The sequence below is a fragment of the Pseudomonas lopnurensis genome, assembly GCF_015070855.1.
Lineage (GTDB): Bacteria > Pseudomonadota > Gammaproteobacteria > Pseudomonadales > Pseudomonadaceae > Stutzerimonas > Stutzerimonas lopnurensis.
In genome coordinates, this window is record NZ_JADDIX010000077.1 from 201685 (window position 1) to 218265 (window position 16581).

Consider the following 16581-nt stretch of genomic DNA (forward strand, 5'->3'; position numbering starts at 1 on the left):
TCTGGTTTACCTCAGTTTCAGGGTAGCGAGGCCAACGAGCACGAGGATCACGGTAATGATCCAGAAGCGCACGATCACCCGGGGTTCGGGCCAGCCCTTGAGTTCGAAATGGTGATGGATCGGCGCCATGCGGAACACGCGCTTGCCGGTCAGCTTGAACGAGGCGACCTGGATCATCACCGACAGGGTTTCCATCACGAACACGCCGCCCATGATGAACAGCACCACTTCCTGGCGGACGATCACCGCGATGGTGCCCAGCGCCGCGCCCAGCGCCAGCGCCCCGACGTCGCCCATGAAGACCTGCGCCGGGTAGGTGTTGAACCAGAGAAAGCCGAGGCCGGCACCGATCAGCGCGCCGCAGAACACGATCAGCTCGCCTGCGCCCGGAACATAGGGTATGAGCAGGTATTCAGCGAAGTTCACGTTGCCGGAGAGGTAGCAGAAGATGCCGAGGCCGCCGCCGACCATCACCGTCGGCATGATCGCCAGGCCATCGAGACCGTCGGTGAGGTTGACCGCGTTGCTCGAACCGACGATGACGAAATAGGTCAGCACGACGAAACCGATCCCCAGCGGGATCTCGATGTTCTTCAGCAGCGGCAGGATCAGCGTGGTTTCCACCGGCGTCTGCGCAGTCATATAAAGGAAGATCGCCGCACCGAGGCCGAACACCGATTGCCAGAAATACTTCCAGCGACTCGGCAGGCCACGGGAGTTCTTCTCGATCACCTTGCGATAGTCGTCGACCCAGCCGATCGCGCCGAACAACAGCGTGACGGCCAGCACCACCCAGACATAGCGGTTGGACAGGTCGGCCCAGAGCAGCGTGCTGATGGCGATGGCGCTGAGAATCAGCGCGCCGCCCATGGTCGGCGTGCCGGATTTCGACAGGTGCGACTGCGGCCCGTCGGTACGCACCGCCTGGCCGATCTGGCGCAACTGCAGCGTGCGGATCAGCCAAGGGCCCATCCACAGCGAAAGTACCAGGGCGGTGAGCACGCCGAGAATTCCACGCAGGGACAGGTACTGGAAGACCGCAAAGCCCTTGTGGAACTGTTGCAGATACTCGGCGATCAGCAGCAGCATCAATGTTTCTCCATGGTTGGCCCGGCGAGCGCATCGACGATCTTGTCCATCGCCGCGCTGCGTGAGCCCTTGATCAGAATGGTGGTGGCGCTGCCCTGTTCGGCGCGCAGGGTTTCGATCAGGCTGTCCTGGTCGGCAAAATGCCGGGCGCCGGCGCCGAACGCCGTGACCGCATGCGCCATCAGCGGCCCGACCGCGTAGAGTGCATCGACCTTGCCGGCGGCATAGGCGCCCACCTCGCGGTGGCCCTGCTCCGCCCACTCGCCGAGTTCACCCATGTCGCCGAGCACGAGGACGGTGCGCCCGGCGAAACCGGCCAGCACGTCCACCGCCGCACATACCGAGGCCGGGTTGGCGTTGTAGCTGTCATCGATCAGCCGCACGCCATTGGCCAGCATCTGCGCCACGCCACGGCCCCTGACCGGCTGCAGGCTTTCCAGGCCCGCGACGATGGCCTCGCGCGACACACCCAGCGCATGCGCGGCCGCGGCCGCGGCCAGGGCATTGGCAACGCTGTGGCGACCGAGCAGATTCAGCTGCACACGCACCGTCCCACGCGGGCCGGTGAGCACGAAATTCGGGCAGCCACGCGGGTCGTAGGCGATCGAACCGGGATAGAAATCGGCCAGCGGGCTTTCCAGGCCGAAACTGACGATACGCTTGCCGGCCGCCCGCTCGGCCCAGATCGAATACGCCTTGTCGTCGCGATTGAGCACGGCGACGCCCGCCGCGTCCAGGCCATCGAGAATCTCGCCCTTGGCTTCGACGATCTTCTGCGGGCCGCCGAACTCCCCAACGTGGGCGGTGCCGGCATTGGTGATCAGGCTGACGTCCGGGCGCACCAGGCTCACGGTGTAGGCGATCTCGCCGGGGCGCGAGGCACCCAGTTCGATGACAGCGCTACGGTGCTGCGGGCCGAGCTCCAACAGGGTCAAGGGTGCGCCCAGGTCGTTGTTCAGGTTGCCACGGGTGGCCAGCACCGCGTCCTGGCCGTGAGCCGCGCGCAGGATGCTGGCCAGCAGTTCCTTGACGCTGGTCTTGCCGCTGGAGCCGGTAATGGCTGCCACCGGGCCGTTGAAACCTGCACGATTCAAGGCGCCCAGTCGGCCCAGCGCCAGCCGGGTATCGGCCACCACCAGCAGAGGCAGCGGCGCATTGTCGATTTCGCGCTCGACCAGTGCCGCGACGGCGCCTCGCGCGGCGACGTCCGCCAGATAGGCATGCCCGTCGAAGCGCGGACCGCTCAGGGCGATGAACAGCTGGCCCGGCTGGATCGTGCGGCTGTCGGTACTCACCGCGGCGAAGCCGGCGTCGGCACCGACCAGGCGGCCGGACAACGGCTCCTGCAGGCGACTCAGGCTCATGGTTTCAAGCATTGGGCGCCTCCCAGGTAGCCAGGGCCGTGCAGGCCTCTTCCAGATCGGAGAACGGTTGCCGTTCGCCACGAATTTCCTGATAGTCCTCGTGGCCCTTGCCTGCCAGCAGCACCACATCCTCCGCCCGGCTGGCAGCGATGATCGACGTGATCGCCTGGCTGCGACCGTGCTGGAAGGTGACGCAGCCGGGATTGACGAACCCCGTGCGGATGTCCGCGAGTATCTGCTCGGGCGCCTCGTAGCGTGGGTTGTCGTCGGTGACCAACACCACGTCGGCCAGCCGCTCGGCCACTTCGGCCATGAGCGGGCGCTTGCCACGATCACGATCGCCACCACAGCCGAACAGGCAGAGCAGCCTGCCCCGCGCATGCGGGCGCAAGGCGGTGAGCACCTTCTCCAGCGCATCGGGGGTATGCGCGTAATCGACCACCACCAGCGGCCGTTCGCCGCCGCCGAGGCGCTGCATGCGCCCGGCCGGCCCTTCGAGTTCGGGCAGAACCGCCAGGATTTCATCCAGCGGGTAGTCCATGCCGAGCAGCGCGCCAATCGCCGCCAGCACATTGCTGACGTTGAAGCGCCCCAGCAGCGGGCTGCGCAGCGAGCGCTCGCCCTGCGGCGTGATCAATCGGGCATGGATGCCATCGTCGTCCAGCCGGGCCTCGGCGCAGTAGAGATAAGCGGACGGATCTTCCAGGCTGTAGCCGATCAAGCGGGACTCGGCCGCTTCGCCGGCGAGCGCACGGCCGAAGCCGTCGTCGAGGTTGATCACCCGGCAACTCAGCCCCGGCACGTCGAACAGGCGCGCCTTGGCCGCGCCGTAGGCTTCCATGGTGCCGTGGTAGTCCAGATGATCGCGGGACAGGTTGGTGAACACCGCCACGTCGAATTCCAGCGCCGCGACGCGGCCCTGCTCCAGGCCGTGGGAGGAAACCTCCATCGCCACCGCGCGCGCGCCCTGCTGCTTCAGGCTGGCCAGGGTCGCCTGCACGCCGATCGCGTCCGGCGTGGTATGCCGGCCCAGCTCCAGTTGCCCATGGAAGCCGGTCCCCAGGGTGCCGATGATCCCGCAGGGCTCGCCGAGGCGATCCAGCGCCTGGGCGATGAGCTGGCTGACGCTGGTCTTGCCGTTGGTGCCGGTGACGCCGACCAGGCGCAGGCTGCGGCTGGGCTCACCATAGAAGCGCCCGGCAATGGCCGAGAGCTGCCCGGACAGCTGGCGCACCGGCAGCATCACCGCCTTGTCCGAATGCAGCTGGCCAGCGCCTTCGGCCTCGTAGATCACCGCCGCGGCGCCCCGGGCGATGGCATCGTCGATATGGTCGCGGCCGTCAAGCTGCAGGCCCGGCACGGCAAGGAACAGATCGCCGCCACGCACCTTGCGGCTGTCGAGGGTCAGTTCGCGAATCAGTACGTCGCTGCCGGCCTGCGGCAACAGATGGTTCAATGGCATCGGCATCAGCTGCGCCCTCCCTTGCCCTTCGCCGCTTCGGCCGTCTGCAGCTCCACCGGCGGCGGCAGGTTGTCCGGGGCGACATTCATCAGCCGCAGCGCGCGCGCCATGACCTTGCCGAATACCGGCGCGGCCACGAGGCCGCCGTAGTACTGGCCCTTGCTGGGTTCGTCCACCACCACCACGGCGGCGATCCGCGGGTTGGACAGCGGCGCGACACCGGCGAAGAAGGAGCGGTAGGCATCCTTGGTATAGCCACCGGTACCGGAAATCTTCTTCGCCGTGCCGCTCTTGCCGCCGACGTGATAGCCCGGCACCTTGGCGCGGGCACCGCCGCCGCCGTCTTCTTCGACGACGGCCCGCAGCATCTGCAGCACGGTGCCGGAAATCTGCTTGTCGATGACCTGCACACCGTCCTGGGTCCGATCCAGCCGCAGCAGCGACAGCGGTACGTTGACGCCCCCGTTGCCCAGCACCGCATAGGCATGCGCCAGTTGCACCGCCGTCACCGAGAGGCCGTAGCCGTAGGCCAGCGACGCGGTTTCGGCATCGCGCCACTTGCGATGATTGGGCAGGTTGCCGACCCGCTCGCCGGGGAAGCCGAGCCCGGTATCCTGGCCGAAGCCGGCCTGCTGCATCACCGCGTAGACCGGTTCGGCGCCGATATCCAGGGCGATCTTGCTGATGCCGACGTTACTCGATTTCATCAGGATGCCGGTCAGCGACAGCATGCCGCCGCGCGAGACGTCGCGGATGGTATAGCGGCCGATACGCATCCAGCCCGGCAGGGTATTGACCACCGAATCGGGCTGGTACTTGCCGGTGCCCAGCGCCGCGGCGATGCTGAACGGCTTGACCGTCGAGCCCGGTTCGAACACGTCGATCATGGCGCGGTTACGCATGGCGGCCGGCTGCAGGTTGCGGCGATTGTTGGGGTTGTAGGTCGGCTGGTTGGCCATGGCCAGGATCTCGCCGGTCTTGACATCGATCATCACCAGGCTCGCCGCCTTGGCGCCATATTCCTGCACCACGTTGCGCAACTCGCTGTGCGCGAGGTACTGCAGGCGCAGGTCGATCGACAGCGCCATGGCCTTGCCTGCCTTGGCGTTCTGCACCACCTGTACATCCTTGATCAGGCGGCCACGGCGATCCTTGAGGACCTGGCGCTTGCCGGGAATGCCGGCGAGCCACTCGTCATAGGCCAGTTCCATGCCCTCACGACCGCGATCATCGATGTCGGTGAAGCCCACCACGTGGGCGGCGACTTCACCCGCCGGATAGAAGCGGCGGAACTCTTCCTGGGCGTAGACACCGGGAATCTTCAGGTCGAGTACGCTCTGCCCTTGCTCCGGGGTCAGCCCGCGCACCAGATAGAGGAATTCGCGCGACGCCTGCTGCTGAAGGCGCTCGGACAGGGTGCCCGCATCCTGGCCCAGCGCCCTGGCCAGTTCCGGCCAGCGGCCCCGTGCGGCCTGCAGCTCCCTGGGATTGCCCCACAGCGTGGTGACCGGGGTGCTCACGGCGAGCGGCTCGCCGTTGCGATCGGTGATCAGACCGCGGTGCGCAGGAATCGGAATATGGCGAACGCTGCGTGCATCGCCCTGCCCCTTGAGGAACCCCTGGTCCATGACCTGCAGATCGACGATGCGCCAGACGATCGCAGCCACGAGCAATGCCAGCAGCGCCAGCACGATGCGAAAACGCCAGGGATAGAGCGCGCCCTGGAGCCTCATGGCTTCACCAACCGGACGTCGGCGGCCGCCGGGATATGCATGCGCAGTTGCTCGGCCGCTAGGGTCTCGATGCGACTGTGGGCCGTCCAGGTGCTCTGCTCGAGAATCAGCCGTCCCCATTCGGCCTGGGCCTTGTCGCGCACGCTCAGCTCGCCATAGAGCTCGTTGAGCAACTGGCGGTTCCAGTGTGCGCTGTAGGCCACGGCGATCGCCGACAGCAGGACGCTGATGAACAGCACGAGCATCAGCAGGCTGCCGCGGGGCATGGAACGCAGCACGCGGCTCACCGCAGCTTCTCCGCCACGCGCATGACCGCGCTGCGTGACCGTGGATTGGCTTTCACCTCGGCCTCGGACGCGTATTGCGGCTTGCCGAGCAACTTCAGACGGGGCTCGAAAGCCTTGGGAATGATCGGCAGGTCGCGCGGCAACTTGTCCGCTTCGCCCTTGGCGTGCCGACGCATGAATTGCTTGACGATACGGTCTTCCAGCGAATGGAAGCTGATGACCACCAGACGTCCACCGACTTCGAGCGCCTCCAGCGCCGCGTCGAGGCCCTTTTCCAGGTCGCCCAGTTCGTTGTTGACATGGATGCGCAGCCCCTGGAATGCACGGGTTGCGGGGTTCTTGCCCTTTTCCCAGGCCGGGTTGGCGTCGGTCAGCACCTTGGCCAGGTCCGCGGTGCGCTCGAAGGGTCGTTCCGCACGGCGCTGCACCACGGCGCGCGCCATGCGCTTGGCGAAGCGCTCCTCGCCGTACTCCTTGAATACCCGGGCGATCTCGTCCTCATCGGCCTGGGCGATCCAGTCGGCGGCACTGACGCCCCGGCTGGGGTCCATGCGCATGTCCAGCGGGCCGTCGTTGAGGAAGCTGAAGCCGCGCTCCGGGTCATCCAACTGCGGCGAGGAAACCCCCAGATCGAGCAGAACGCCGCTCAACGTACCGGTCCAGCCACGTTGCGCCACTTCCTCGCCGAGCTCGGCAAAGCTTCTCTGCACAACGACAAAGCGGCCGTCCTCGGCCGCCAGTGCTTGCCCCGTAGCGATGGCTAACGGGTCCTTGTCGAACCCCAGCAAATGGCCATCAGGCCCGAGCCGCTGCAGCAGCAACCGGCTGTGCCCACCGCGCCCGAAGGTGCCATCCAGATAGCGGCCGTCCGGGCGTACGGCCAGCGCCGCGACGGCTTCGTCGAGCAACACGGTGATATGTCGCAGGCTGCTGATCTGGTTCACAGGATAAGGTCACGTAGTTCTTCCGGCAGACCGCCGGGTTGCTTGATGGCCGCCAGGTCCGCGTCGGATATCGCGTTCCAGTCGTCCTCGTTCCACAGTTGAAACTTGTTGAGCTGCCCCACCAGCATCGCGCGCTTGTCGAGCCGGGCGTGCTCGCGCAGGCGTGGCGGCACCAGCACACGGCCGCTGCCATCCATCTCCAGATCCACTGCATTGCCGATCAGCAGGCGCTGCAGGCGGCGGGCCTCCTCACGTAGCGAAGGCAAGTCGCGCAGCTTCGCCTCGATCAATTCCCACTCGGGCAAGGGATAGATGCACAAGCAACGATCCACGGCATCGATCGTGATGATCAACTGGCCACCACCACGCGAATTCAGCTCGTCGCGATACCGGCTGGGCATGGCTAGCCGGCCTTTGGCGTCGAGACTGATGGCGTTGGCTCCGCGAAACACGGCTGCGCTTCCCCTGAAATTAGCTATCCATGCCCATATTTACCCACTTCATGCCACTTCTCACCACTTGCGCACTATAGAAACGCACCCGCCTCACCGTCAAGGCGAGCCCGTCGGGAAAAGCCTTACGGAGCGCCAATTTAGAGAGCCTGGGAGGAAGAGATGGCTAAAGAAGGTGAAGAACGGAAGGCGATACAGAGGAGATACAAATAGTTACCTAACAAAGCTAATGTAGTTTGTTAAGCATAAGAATCTTTCGGAATTAAAAACGGGCGAAACGGAAGGGAAGAAAAAGTCGGAGAGTCGATCTGTAAGCCGGGTTCTGTCGAGGACAGCCATTCCTCTACGACAGCCATCACTGACTGCCTCTAGCAACCTACCCGGATCCAGCGCGGGCCACGCCAATGGATCCCTATTTGGTCTTGCTCCAAGTGGGGTTTGCCTAGCCACGGACTGTTACCAGCCGTGCGGTGCGCTCTTACCGCACCTTTTCACCCTTACCGGCGCCGAAGCGCTTAGGCGGTTATTTTCTGTGGCACTTTCCGTAGGCTCACGCCTCCCAGGCGTTACCTGGCACTTTGCCCTATGGAGCCCGGACTTTCCTCCCTCCCTTCTTGCCGAAACAAAAAGAGACAGCGACTGTCCGATCGACTCTCCGGCGGCAAAGGGTAACAAAGCTGCAAGCGACAAGCCACAAGCGGCAAGAAAAAGCCGGTCCCCGGCCGGCGCCACTGCGGCCATGGCAAAGGGCCCGATGTAGCCCAACGAGCAAGCAGACAGACAACGACTCCATCCTGGCTTCGAAATGACGTTGGGCTTCGCTGCTTCGCAGCTCAACCCAACCTACGCGCTGGAAGCAGGAAGCTGGAAGCTGGAAGCTGGAAGCTGGAAGCTGGAAGTCAGCGTGCGAGCCAGCGGCTCACACCGGCCAAGCTTTTTTCTTCCAGCTTCAAGCTTATGGCTTCAAGCTGCTTTATCCCCGCCTCTCCAACGCCGCCTGGTACAGCAGGTTCTTGCGCACCCCGGTAATCTCGGCAGCCAGTGCGGCCGCGCGCTTGAGCGGCATCTCCGCCAGCAGCAGATCGAGCACCCGCAGCGCCTCGGCGCTCACCGCCTCTTCACCCTGCGGGGCCTGCCAACCACCGACCAGCAGCACGCACTCGCCGCGCTGCTGATTGGCGTCGGCCTCGACCCAGGCACGCAGCTCGGTCAGCGGCAGCCCTTGCAAGGTTTCGAAGGTCTTGGTCAGTTCGCGCCCCAGCACCGCCGCGCGATCGCCACCGAACACCGCCTCGAGATCGCCCAGACATTCCAGGATGCGGTGCGGCGCCTCGTAGAATATGAGGGTGCGCGGCTCGACCTTCAGTTGTTCGAGACGCGCACGACGCCCGGCGGCCCTGGCCGGCAGGAAACCCTCGAAGATGAAACGATCCGACGGCAGTCCCGCCGCCGACAGCGCCGCGATCAAGGCGCAAGCACCTGGCACCGGCACCACCCGGATACCTGCCGCCCGCGCCTGGCGAACCAAATGGTAGCCGGGGTCGGAAATCAGCGGTGTACCGGCATCGGAGATCAGCGCGACATCGTCACCGGCCTGCAAGCGCCCGAGGAAGCGTCCTCCCTCGTCGCGCTCATTGTGCTCATGACAGGCGGCCAAGGGCGTCTGGATACCGAAGTGCGCCAGCAGCCGGGAGGAATGACGGGTATCCTCCGCCGCGATCAGCGCCACCTCCCGCAATACCCGCAGGGCGCGGGCACTGATGTCCTCCAGATTGCCGATGGGTGTGGCGACCACATAAAGCGTACCCGCGCCGGAATTCGCAACACCACTGGCAGTCACAGGGCTTACCTCACTCACGGAAATGCGCATTGTAGCCCGATTCGCCGCCGCAACATCGCGGCGCCCCCGGGGCTTGGGTACAATCCGTGCACACTCGCCAGTGCTTTCAGGAACGATTACATGATGGCCCGCCTACGCCCGCTTCTCCTCATCTGCCTAGCCGCCATGCTCTCGGCTTGCGCCAGCTCGCCCTCCTCTACGCTGGGCGAACTGCCACGCACCCCGCAGGCGACCACGCAGCAACTGCTGCAGCAGGCCGATAGCAGCGACCCGGAACAGGCGGCGCAACTGCGCCTGGCCGCAGCCGACCAGAGCATGCGGCAGAGCAATCCGGCACAGGCCCGCAGCATTCTCGAACAGATTCAGCTCGACGCCCTGAAGCCGGCACAACAGATTTTTGCCCTCACCCTACAGGCCGAACTCGCACTCGCCGCCGAGCAACCGCGCAAGGCCGAACAGGCCCTGCAGCATCCCGCATTCGAGCGCCTCGGCGAGCTTCCGGTGGAGCAGCAGATTCGCACCCAACTGATCCGGGCGCAGGTATTCGAGGCCACCAACCAGCCGCTCGCCGCCGCGCGCGAACGGGTATTCACCGCACCGCTGCTGAGCGGCCAGCAGGCCAGGGATAATCACGAAGCCATCTGGAAGCTCATCTCCGCCCTCCCGGCGGAACAGTTGCACGGCGCCACCGAACCGGATCTGGCCGGCTGGCAGGCGCTCGCCGCCTCGCTCAAGCAGGCCGGCACCGTTGCCCAGCAGCAGCGCGCCATCGACGACTGGATCGCGCAGAACCCGCAGCATCCCGCCGCGCAACAACTCCCCGAGCCACTGCTGAAGCTTCGCGAGCTCGCCGACCAGCCGCTGACGCACATCGCCCTGCTGCTGCCAATGGAAGGCCCGCTGGCCAACGTCGCCCGCGCGCTGCGCGACGGCTTCCTCGCCGCCCACCTGCAAACCCGGCAGAGCGCCGGCCAGGAGCTGCGGATCGAACTCTATGACAGCGCCCGCCTGAGCTCCATCGACGATTTCTACCGCCAGGCCGAGGCCGCCGGCGTGCAACTGATCGTCGGCCCGCTGGAAAAGGATCTCGTGCGCCAGCTCGGCGAACGCGAGCAGTTGCCGATCACCACCCTGGCGCTGAATTACAGCGATGCCGGCCAGCAGACGCCCCCGCAACTCTTCCAGTTCGGCCTCGCCGCCGAGGACGAAGCCCGCGAAGTGGCCCGCCGCGCCTGGGCCGACGGTCATCGCCGGGCCATCGCACTGGCCCCACGCGGTGACTGGGGCGCGAGGATTCTCGAGGCGTTCCGCCAGAGCTGGCAGGAGACCGGCGGCACCCTCGTCGCCGCCGAACCGCTGGCCGAGCCGGTCGAGCTGGCCAACCAGATCGCCGACCTGCTGCAACTGCGCAACAGCGAAAGCCGAGCACAACAGCTGAGCAGCACCATCGACACCGCCACCGCCTCGCAACCCTCGCGCCGCCAGGATGTGGACTTCATATTCCTCGCCGCCACGCCGCAACAGGCACAGCAGGTCAGGCCCACGCTGATCTTCCAGTATGCCGGCGACCTGCCGGTGTATGCGACCTCGCACCTGCATGCGGCCAACCACGACCGGACGCAGTACCTGGATCTCGAAGGCATCCGCTTCGCCGAAACCCCGTGGCTGCTCGACAGCCAGTTACCGCTGCGCCAGGAGGTCGAGCGCAAGTGGCCGCAGGCTGGCGGCAGCCTGGGTCGGCTGTATGCCATGGGCGCCGATGCCTACCTGTTGGCCCCGCGCCTGAACCAGTTGCTGGCATTGCCGGGCACGCAGCTGGAGGGCCTCTCCGGGATCCTCAGCCTGAATCCCCAGCAACGCATCGAACGCCAGCTGCCATGGGCCGAATTCCGAGGTGGCGAGGTCGAGCGACTGTCGGACACCCCGATCCCATGAGCGATAGCCAGAGCAGCGGACGCTCTGCCGAAGCGCAGGCCCTGGACCATCTCGTGCGACAGGGTCTGCGGCTGCTCGAGCGCAACTGGTCCTGCCGCAGCGGCGAGCTTGATCTGGTCATGCTCGACGGCGATACAGTAGTATTCGTCGAGGTCCGCTACAGGCGCCACGCCGCCTGGGGTGGCGCACTGGAAAGCGTCGACGCGCGCAAGCGGCAGAAGCTGATCAGGGCTGCCCAGCTGTTCCTGCAGAAGGAAAGCCGCTGGGCCAGCAGTCCCTGCCGCTTCGATGTCGTCGCCATCGCCGCGACCGGACAGCCCCAGAACCTGAACTGGATCCGCAACGCCTTCGATAGCTGAGCGATCCCACCCCGGCAATCGCGGCACGATGCCCAGCCCTAGCGAGACGCACGCCCGCCACCTTGAAGGTCAATCACCGATGGACATGCAAACCCGTATCCGCCAGCTTTTCCAGGCCAGCATCGAGACCAAGCAGCAGGCCATGGAAGTCCTGGCCCCGAGCATCGAGCAAGCCGGACAGGCGATGGTCAACGCCCTGCTGAGCGAAGGCAAGATTCTCACCTGCGGCAACGGCGGCTCGGCCGGCGATGCCCAGCATTTCTCGTCCGAGCTGCTCAACCGCTTCGAACGCGAGCGTCCCAGCCTGCCGGCAATCGCCCTGACCACCGACAGCTCGACCCTCACCTCGATCGCCAACGACTACAGCTACAACGAAGTCTTCTCCAAGCAGATCCGTGCGCTGGGCCAGCCTGGCGACGTGCTGCTGGCCATCTCGACCAGCGGCAACTCCGCCAACGTCATCCAGGCCATCCAGGCTGCACATGACCGGGAGATGCTGGTCGTAGCCCTGACCGGGCGCGACGGTGGCGGCATGGCCTCGCTGCTGCTTCCCGAAGACATCGAGATCCGCGTGCCGGCCAAAGTCACGGCCCGCATCCAGGAAGTCCACCTGCTGGCCATACACTGCCTGTGCGACCTGATCGACAACCAACTGTTCGGGAGCGAGGAATGAAAGCGTTCCGCCTGTCCACGATCGCCCTCGGGCTCTGCCTGGCCGCCAGCGGCTGCAGCTCCGTGCTGACCGCAACCCGCGACGCGCCGATCGCCGACGACCGCGGCACCCGCACCATCGGCAGCAAGATCGACGACTCGCTGATCGAGACCAAGGCCTCGGTGAACATCGCCAAGGCCCACCCCGACCTCGACAAGGCCTCGCACGTTGTCGTGGCCAGCTACAACGGCGTCGTGCTGCTCGCCGGGCAGACGCCCCGCGCGGAACTCAAGGAACTGGCCGAACAGGCCGCGAGCTCGGTGCAGCGGGTCAAGCGCGTGCACAATGAACTGCAAATCCTGCAACCCTCTTCCGCCCTGGCGCGCAGCAATGACTCCTGGCTCACCACCAAGATCAAGACCCAGATGCTGACGGACGCCAGCGTGCCCGGCTCGCGCATCAAGGTCATCACCGAGAACGGCATCGTCTATCTTCTCGGCCTGGTGACCCGCCAGGAAGGCAACCGCGCCACCAGCCTGGTGCAGGGCGTTTCCGGCGTGCAGCGGATCGTCAAGCTGTTCGAATATATCGACTGACGGCAGCGGCAAGCTGCAAGCCGCAAGCAAGAACGGGCGCCATTGGCGCCCGTCGTCGTGACGGCTAGCCGCCGCCGTAGCTTGTAGCCTGTAGCCTGTAGCTAACCGCTACTTGACGACCTTCAGGCTCGGGCGACCGCCCGGGCGCGGAGCGCCATCCTCGCCGCCATCGGTCGGCGCATCGTCATCCGGCGGGGTCGGCTCGATCTCGAAGACCATGCCCTGGCCGTTTTCCCTGGCATAGATCGCCATGACCGCGGCCGAAGGCACGTTGAGCGAATGGGCGATGCCGCCGAAACGCCCCTCGAAGCTGATCGCCTCGTTATCCATGTGCAGATGGCGCACGGCGCTGGGTGCCACGTTAAGCACGATCTGGCCGTCGCTGGCGAATCCGGCCGGCACCTGAACCCCCGGATACTCGGCATTGACCAGCAGGTGCGGCGTGCAATCGTTATCGACGATCCACTCGTAGAGCGCTCTTACCAGATAAGGGCGGCTTGAATTCATGATGACGTCCTCGACTTAGCGCATGTTGCGCTCGACGGCGGAAAGACTGGCCTGGAAGGCCTCGCGGGCGAAGTTGCGCTCCATGTAATCGAGCAACGGCTTGGCCGCTCGCGGCAACTCGATACCGAGTCTGGGCAAACGCCAGAGGATAGGCAACAGGCAGCAGTCGACGAGACTTATCTCATCGCTCATGAAATAGGGCTTCTCCGCAAATATCGGCGACACACCGGTCAGGCTTTCCCGCAGCTCCTTGCGCGCCTGCGCGCGGTGCGGTTCGGCGGTGCGCTGATCGAGCATGCGATCGGCCAGCGAACACCAGTCACGCTGGATGCGGTGCACCAGCAGCCGCGTATTGGCACGCGCCACCGGGTAGACCGGCAACAGCGGGGGATGCGGGTAGCGCTCTTCCAGATACTCCAGAATCACGCTCGGCTCGTACAACGCAAGGTCGCGGTCCACCAGCGTTGGCACGCTGGCATATGGATTAACCTCAGCCAGCTTGACCGGGCACTGCCCGGCCTCGACATCGATGACCTCGACACTGACGCCCTTCTCCGCGAGCACGAGACGGACACGGTGGGAATAGTGATCGGCGGGATCGGAATAGCAGGCCAACCGGTTGGTTGCAGCCATAGGTCCTTCCTCACTCTTTATCCGGAGGCAGAAAAAACACGCGCGCCCATGGGGCGCGCGCAAGGTACAGCTTGAATGACGAAGCGCTTAGTGAACGTCTTTCCAATACTCGCGCTTGAGCAGGTAGGCGAACACGAAGAATACCGCCAGGAACAGCAACACGTAGGTGCCGATGCGCTGGCTTTCCAGCTTGACCGGGTTGGCCGAATAAGCCAGGAAGGTCACCAGATTCTTGATCTTCTCGTCGTACTCGGCTTCGCTCAGCTCACCGGTGCCGGGCTCGATGACCATCTGGTCACAGGCTTCCTGGGTAATCGGCGTGCCGGTCAGCGGATCGAACTGCTTGCGGCCATTCTCGACCACCTGCACCTGCTTGCAACCGACGACCCGACGACCCTGCAGCGGAGCCAGCACGTGCGGCATGCCCACGTTCGGGAATACCGTGTTGTTGACGCCATAGGGACGCGCCGGGTCCTCATAGAAGCTGCGCATGTACGAATACAGCCAATCGTTGCCACGCACGCGCGCGACCAGGGTCAGATCCGGCGGCGCTGCGCCGAACCAGGTCTTGGCGTCCTCGGGCTTCATGCCGCTCTTCATGTGATCGCCGTACTTGGCATCGGTGAAGACGATGTTGTCCATCATGACTTCTTCCGAAATGCCGAGGTCGGTAGCCACCCTTTCGTAACGCTGATACTGGGCGCTGTGACAACCCATGCAGTAGTTGGCGAAGGTCTTCAGACCGTCCTGCATGGCTACCTTGTCGGTCAGGTCGATGTCGACCTTGTCCAGATGAACCGCGGGGCCGGCCGCGAAGGAGAAGACCGGCACAATTGCAAGAATCAATGCAGCAAATTGCTTTTTCATCAGCCATCCACCCTTTGCGGAACCACTTTGGTCTTCTCGAGCTTGGTGTAGAACGGCATCAGGATGAAGTATCCGAAGTAGATAGCAGTACAGATCCGCGATACCAGAGTGCGCTCGGGCGTCGGAGAAAGTACGCCCAGCACGCCGAGAATGATGAAGGAGATGCAGAACGCCAGCAGCGCGATCTTGCTCATCCAGCCCTTGTACTTCATGGACTTGACCGGACTACGGTCGAGCCAGGGCAGAACGAACAGCACCGCGATGGCCGCGCCCATGGCGATCACGCCGAGCAACTTATCCGGCACCGCACGCAGGATTGCGTAGAAGGGGGTGAAGTACCACACCGGCGCAATGTGTTCCGGCGTCTTGAAGGCGTTCGCCACTTCGAAGTTCGGCTTCTCGAGGAAGTAACCGCCCATCTCGGGGAAGAAGAATACGATCGCGCAGAACACGAACAGGAACACCACCACGCCGACGATGTCTTTGACGGTGTAGTACGGGTGGAACGGGATGCCGTCGAGCGGCACACCGGCCTCGTCCTTGGTCTTCTTGATGTCGACGCCCAGCGGGTTGTTCGAACCGACTTCGTGCAGGGCCAGGATGTGCAGCACCACCAGACCGAGAATGACGATCGGCAGGGCGATGACATGCAGCGCGAAGAAGCGGTTGAGGGTGATGCCGGAAATCAGGTAGTCGCCACGAATCCACTGGGTCAGGTCGTCACCGATGACCGGAATGGCGCCGAACAGCGAAATGATCACCTGCGCACCCCAATAGGACATCTGGCCCCACGGCAGCAGGTAGCCCATGAAGGCTTCGGCCATCAGCGCCAGATAGATCATCATGCCGAAGATCCACACCAGCTCGCGAGGCTTCTGATAGGAGCCGTAGAGCAGACCGCGGAACATGTGCAGATAGACCACGACGAAGAACGCCGAAGCACCGGTGGAGTGCAGATAGCGGATGATCCAGCCGTACTCCACGTCGCGCATGATGTATTCGACGGACGCGAAGGCCCCTTCGGCGGAGGGCTCGAAGCTCATGGTCAGCCAGATACCGGTGAGGATCTGGTTGACCAGCACCAGCAGCGCCAGCGAGCCGAAGAAATAGAGAACGTTGAAGTTCTTAGGGGCGTAATACTTGGAAAGATGGTCTTCCCACATCTTGGTAGCGGGGAAGCGGGCGTCGACCCATTCCATGAACTTGCTCATCAGGCGTTCTCCTGGTCCACACCGATGATGATGACATTATCGGTCTCGTACGAGTGCGGGGGCACCGGCAGGTTCAAGGGAGCGGGCTGCGCCTTGAAGACGCGACCAGCCATATCGTATTTGGAACCGTGGCATGGGCAGAAATAGCCACCCATCCAATCGGCGCCGAGATCGGCCGCAGCCACTTCGGGACGGAAGGACGGGGCGCAACCCAGGTGAGTACAGAGACCGACGAGCACGAGGAGCTCGGGCTTGATCGACCGGTTCTTCGGGTCGACATACGCCGGCTGGTCCGAGGATTTGGACTCCGGATCAGCCACCTGCGCAGCGACCTTCTCCAGATTCGCGAGAATCTCCTCGGTACGACGCACGATAAACACCGGCTGACCGCGCCATTCGGCGACCATCTGCTGTCCCGGCTCGATCTTGCTGATATTTACCCTCACCGGTGCACCGGCAGCCTTGGCCTTGGCACTCGGGAACCACGATCCCACGAACGGGACCGCGGCACCCACCGCTCCTGCAGCACCCACCACCGAAGTGGCGGCTACAAGGAAGCGACGCCGGCCAGCATTCACGCCGTCATTGCTCATTCAAGTCGTCTCCCATCAGCTTCTTATGACCTGCTCTAGGGCAGGCATGTACTACGT

At 64.5% G+C, this 16581-nt stretch carries 17 protein-coding genes and 1 other RNA gene; 4 read left to right on the forward strand and 14 right to left on the reverse strand.

Translation table 11 applies throughout. The features are described 5' to 3' along the window. Nucleotides 1-6 precede the first annotated feature (6 nt). The 9 genes from mraY to rsmI all read right to left on the reverse strand — a co-directional run bounded on the left by mraY (nt 7) and on the right by rsmI (nt 9201). A complete protein-coding gene (mraY, locus tag IN820_RS16075) occupies nt 7-1089 on the reverse strand; it encodes a phospho-N-acetylmuramoyl-pentapeptide-transferase (protein WP_193681927.1) in 1083 nt (360 codons plus the stop codon). Further along, on the reverse strand, nt 1089-2465 hold the full coding sequence (locus IN820_RS16080; protein ID WP_193681928.1) for a UDP-N-acetylmuramoyl-tripeptide--D-alanyl-D-alanine ligase: 1377 nt from the start codon (nt 2463-2465) through the stop codon (nt 1089-1091). The genes mraY and IN820_RS16080 overlap by 1 nt, the downstream gene beginning before the upstream one ends. Continuing rightward, a complete protein-coding gene (locus IN820_RS16085) occupies nt 2458-3921 on the reverse strand; it encodes a UDP-N-acetylmuramoyl-L-alanyl-D-glutamate--2,6-diaminopimelate ligase (protein ID WP_193681929.1) in 1464 nt (487 codons plus the stop codon). Before IN820_RS16085 ends, IN820_RS16080 begins: the two co-directional genes overlap by 8 nt. After that, nucleotides 3921-5648 carry a peptidoglycan D,D-transpeptidase FtsI family protein gene (locus tag IN820_RS16090; protein WP_193681930.1) on the reverse strand — a complete coding sequence of 576 codons (1728 nt, stop codon included), beginning with the start codon at nt 5646-5648 and terminating at the stop codon, nt 3921-3923. The genes IN820_RS16085 and IN820_RS16090 overlap by 1 nt, the downstream gene beginning before the upstream one ends. Continuing rightward, a complete protein-coding gene (ftsL, locus tag IN820_RS16095) occupies nt 5645-5914 on the reverse strand; it encodes a cell division protein FtsL (protein ID WP_207793675.1) in 270 nt (89 codons plus the stop codon). Before ftsL ends, IN820_RS16090 begins: the two co-directional genes overlap by 4 nt. Before the next feature lie 17 nt (nt 5915-5931). Beyond that, nucleotides 5932-6879 carry a 16S rRNA (cytosine(1402)-N(4))-methyltransferase RsmH gene (gene rsmH / locus IN820_RS16100; RefSeq protein WP_193681932.1) on the reverse strand — a complete coding sequence of 316 codons (948 nt, stop codon included), beginning with the start codon at nt 6877-6879 and terminating at the stop codon, nt 5932-5934. Next, complete coding sequence (mraZ, locus tag IN820_RS16105; RefSeq protein ID WP_193681933.1) at nt 6876-7331, reverse strand: division/cell wall cluster transcriptional repressor MraZ; 456 nt, start codon at nt 7329-7331, stop codon at nt 6876-6878. Before mraZ ends, rsmH begins: the two co-directional genes overlap by 4 nt. Nucleotides 7332-7626: 295 nt before the next feature. After that, nucleotides 7627-7986, reverse strand: an RNA gene (rnpB, locus tag IN820_RS16110) — RNase P RNA component class A. 318 nt (nt 7987-8304) lie between these two features. Continuing rightward, nucleotides 8305-9201: a 16S rRNA (cytidine(1402)-2'-O)-methyltransferase gene (rsmI, locus tag IN820_RS16115; RefSeq protein WP_193681934.1), complete on the reverse strand. Its 897-nt coding sequence runs from the start codon at nt 9199-9201 to the stop codon at nt 8305-8307. A gap of 90 nt (nt 9202-9291) precedes the next feature. Between rsmI and IN820_RS16120 the strand changes: the two genes are divergently transcribed. From IN820_RS16120 to IN820_RS16135, 4 genes are all read left to right on the forward strand, one after another. Beyond that, nucleotides 9292-11106, forward strand: a complete 1815-nt coding sequence (locus tag IN820_RS16120) for a penicillin-binding protein activator (protein ID WP_376779336.1) — start codon at nt 9292-9294, stop codon at nt 11104-11106. Further along, on the forward strand, nt 11103-11465 hold the full coding sequence (locus IN820_RS16125) for a YraN family protein (protein WP_193681935.1): 363 nt from the start codon (nt 11103-11105) through the stop codon (nt 11463-11465). The genes IN820_RS16120 and IN820_RS16125 overlap by 4 nt, the downstream gene beginning before the upstream one ends. A gap of 79 nt (nt 11466-11544) precedes the next feature. Beyond that, nucleotides 11545-12138: a phosphoheptose isomerase gene (locus tag IN820_RS16130; protein ID WP_193681936.1), complete on the forward strand. Its 594-nt coding sequence runs from the start codon at nt 11545-11547 to the stop codon at nt 12136-12138. Next, a complete protein-coding gene (locus IN820_RS16135; protein ID WP_193681937.1) occupies nt 12135-12713 on the forward strand; it encodes a BON domain-containing protein in 579 nt (192 codons plus the stop codon). Before IN820_RS16130 ends, IN820_RS16135 begins: the two co-directional genes overlap by 4 nt. A gap of 108 nt (nt 12714-12821) precedes the next feature. On the opposite strand, the gene IN820_RS16140 is transcribed toward IN820_RS16135, so the two are convergent. The 5 genes from IN820_RS16140 to petA all read right to left on the reverse strand — a co-directional run bounded on the left by IN820_RS16140 (nt 12822) and on the right by petA (nt 16524). Beyond that, nucleotides 12822-13220, reverse strand: a complete 399-nt coding sequence (locus tag IN820_RS16140) for a ClpXP protease specificity-enhancing factor (protein ID WP_193681938.1) — start codon at nt 13218-13220, stop codon at nt 12822-12824. Nucleotides 13221-13235: 15 nt separating this feature from the next. Then, complete coding sequence (locus IN820_RS16145) at nt 13236-13853, reverse strand: glutathione S-transferase N-terminal domain-containing protein (protein ID WP_108241542.1); 618 nt, start codon at nt 13851-13853, stop codon at nt 13236-13238. An 87-nt stretch (nt 13854-13940) separates the two neighbouring features. Further along, nucleotides 13941-14720 (reverse strand): cytochrome c1, encoded by a 780-nt coding sequence (locus tag IN820_RS16150; protein ID WP_193681939.1) that lies wholly within the window; start codon nt 14718-14720, stop codon nt 13941-13943. Continuing rightward, complete coding sequence (locus tag IN820_RS16155) at nt 14720-15931, reverse strand: cytochrome b (protein WP_193681940.1); 1212 nt, start codon at nt 15929-15931, stop codon at nt 14720-14722. Before IN820_RS16155 ends, IN820_RS16150 begins: the two co-directional genes overlap by 1 nt. After that, complete coding sequence (gene petA / locus IN820_RS16160; protein WP_193681941.1) at nt 15931-16524, reverse strand: ubiquinol-cytochrome c reductase iron-sulfur subunit; 594 nt, start codon at nt 16522-16524, stop codon at nt 15931-15933. Before petA ends, IN820_RS16155 begins: the two co-directional genes overlap by 1 nt. Nucleotides 16525-16581: the final 57 nt, after the last annotated feature.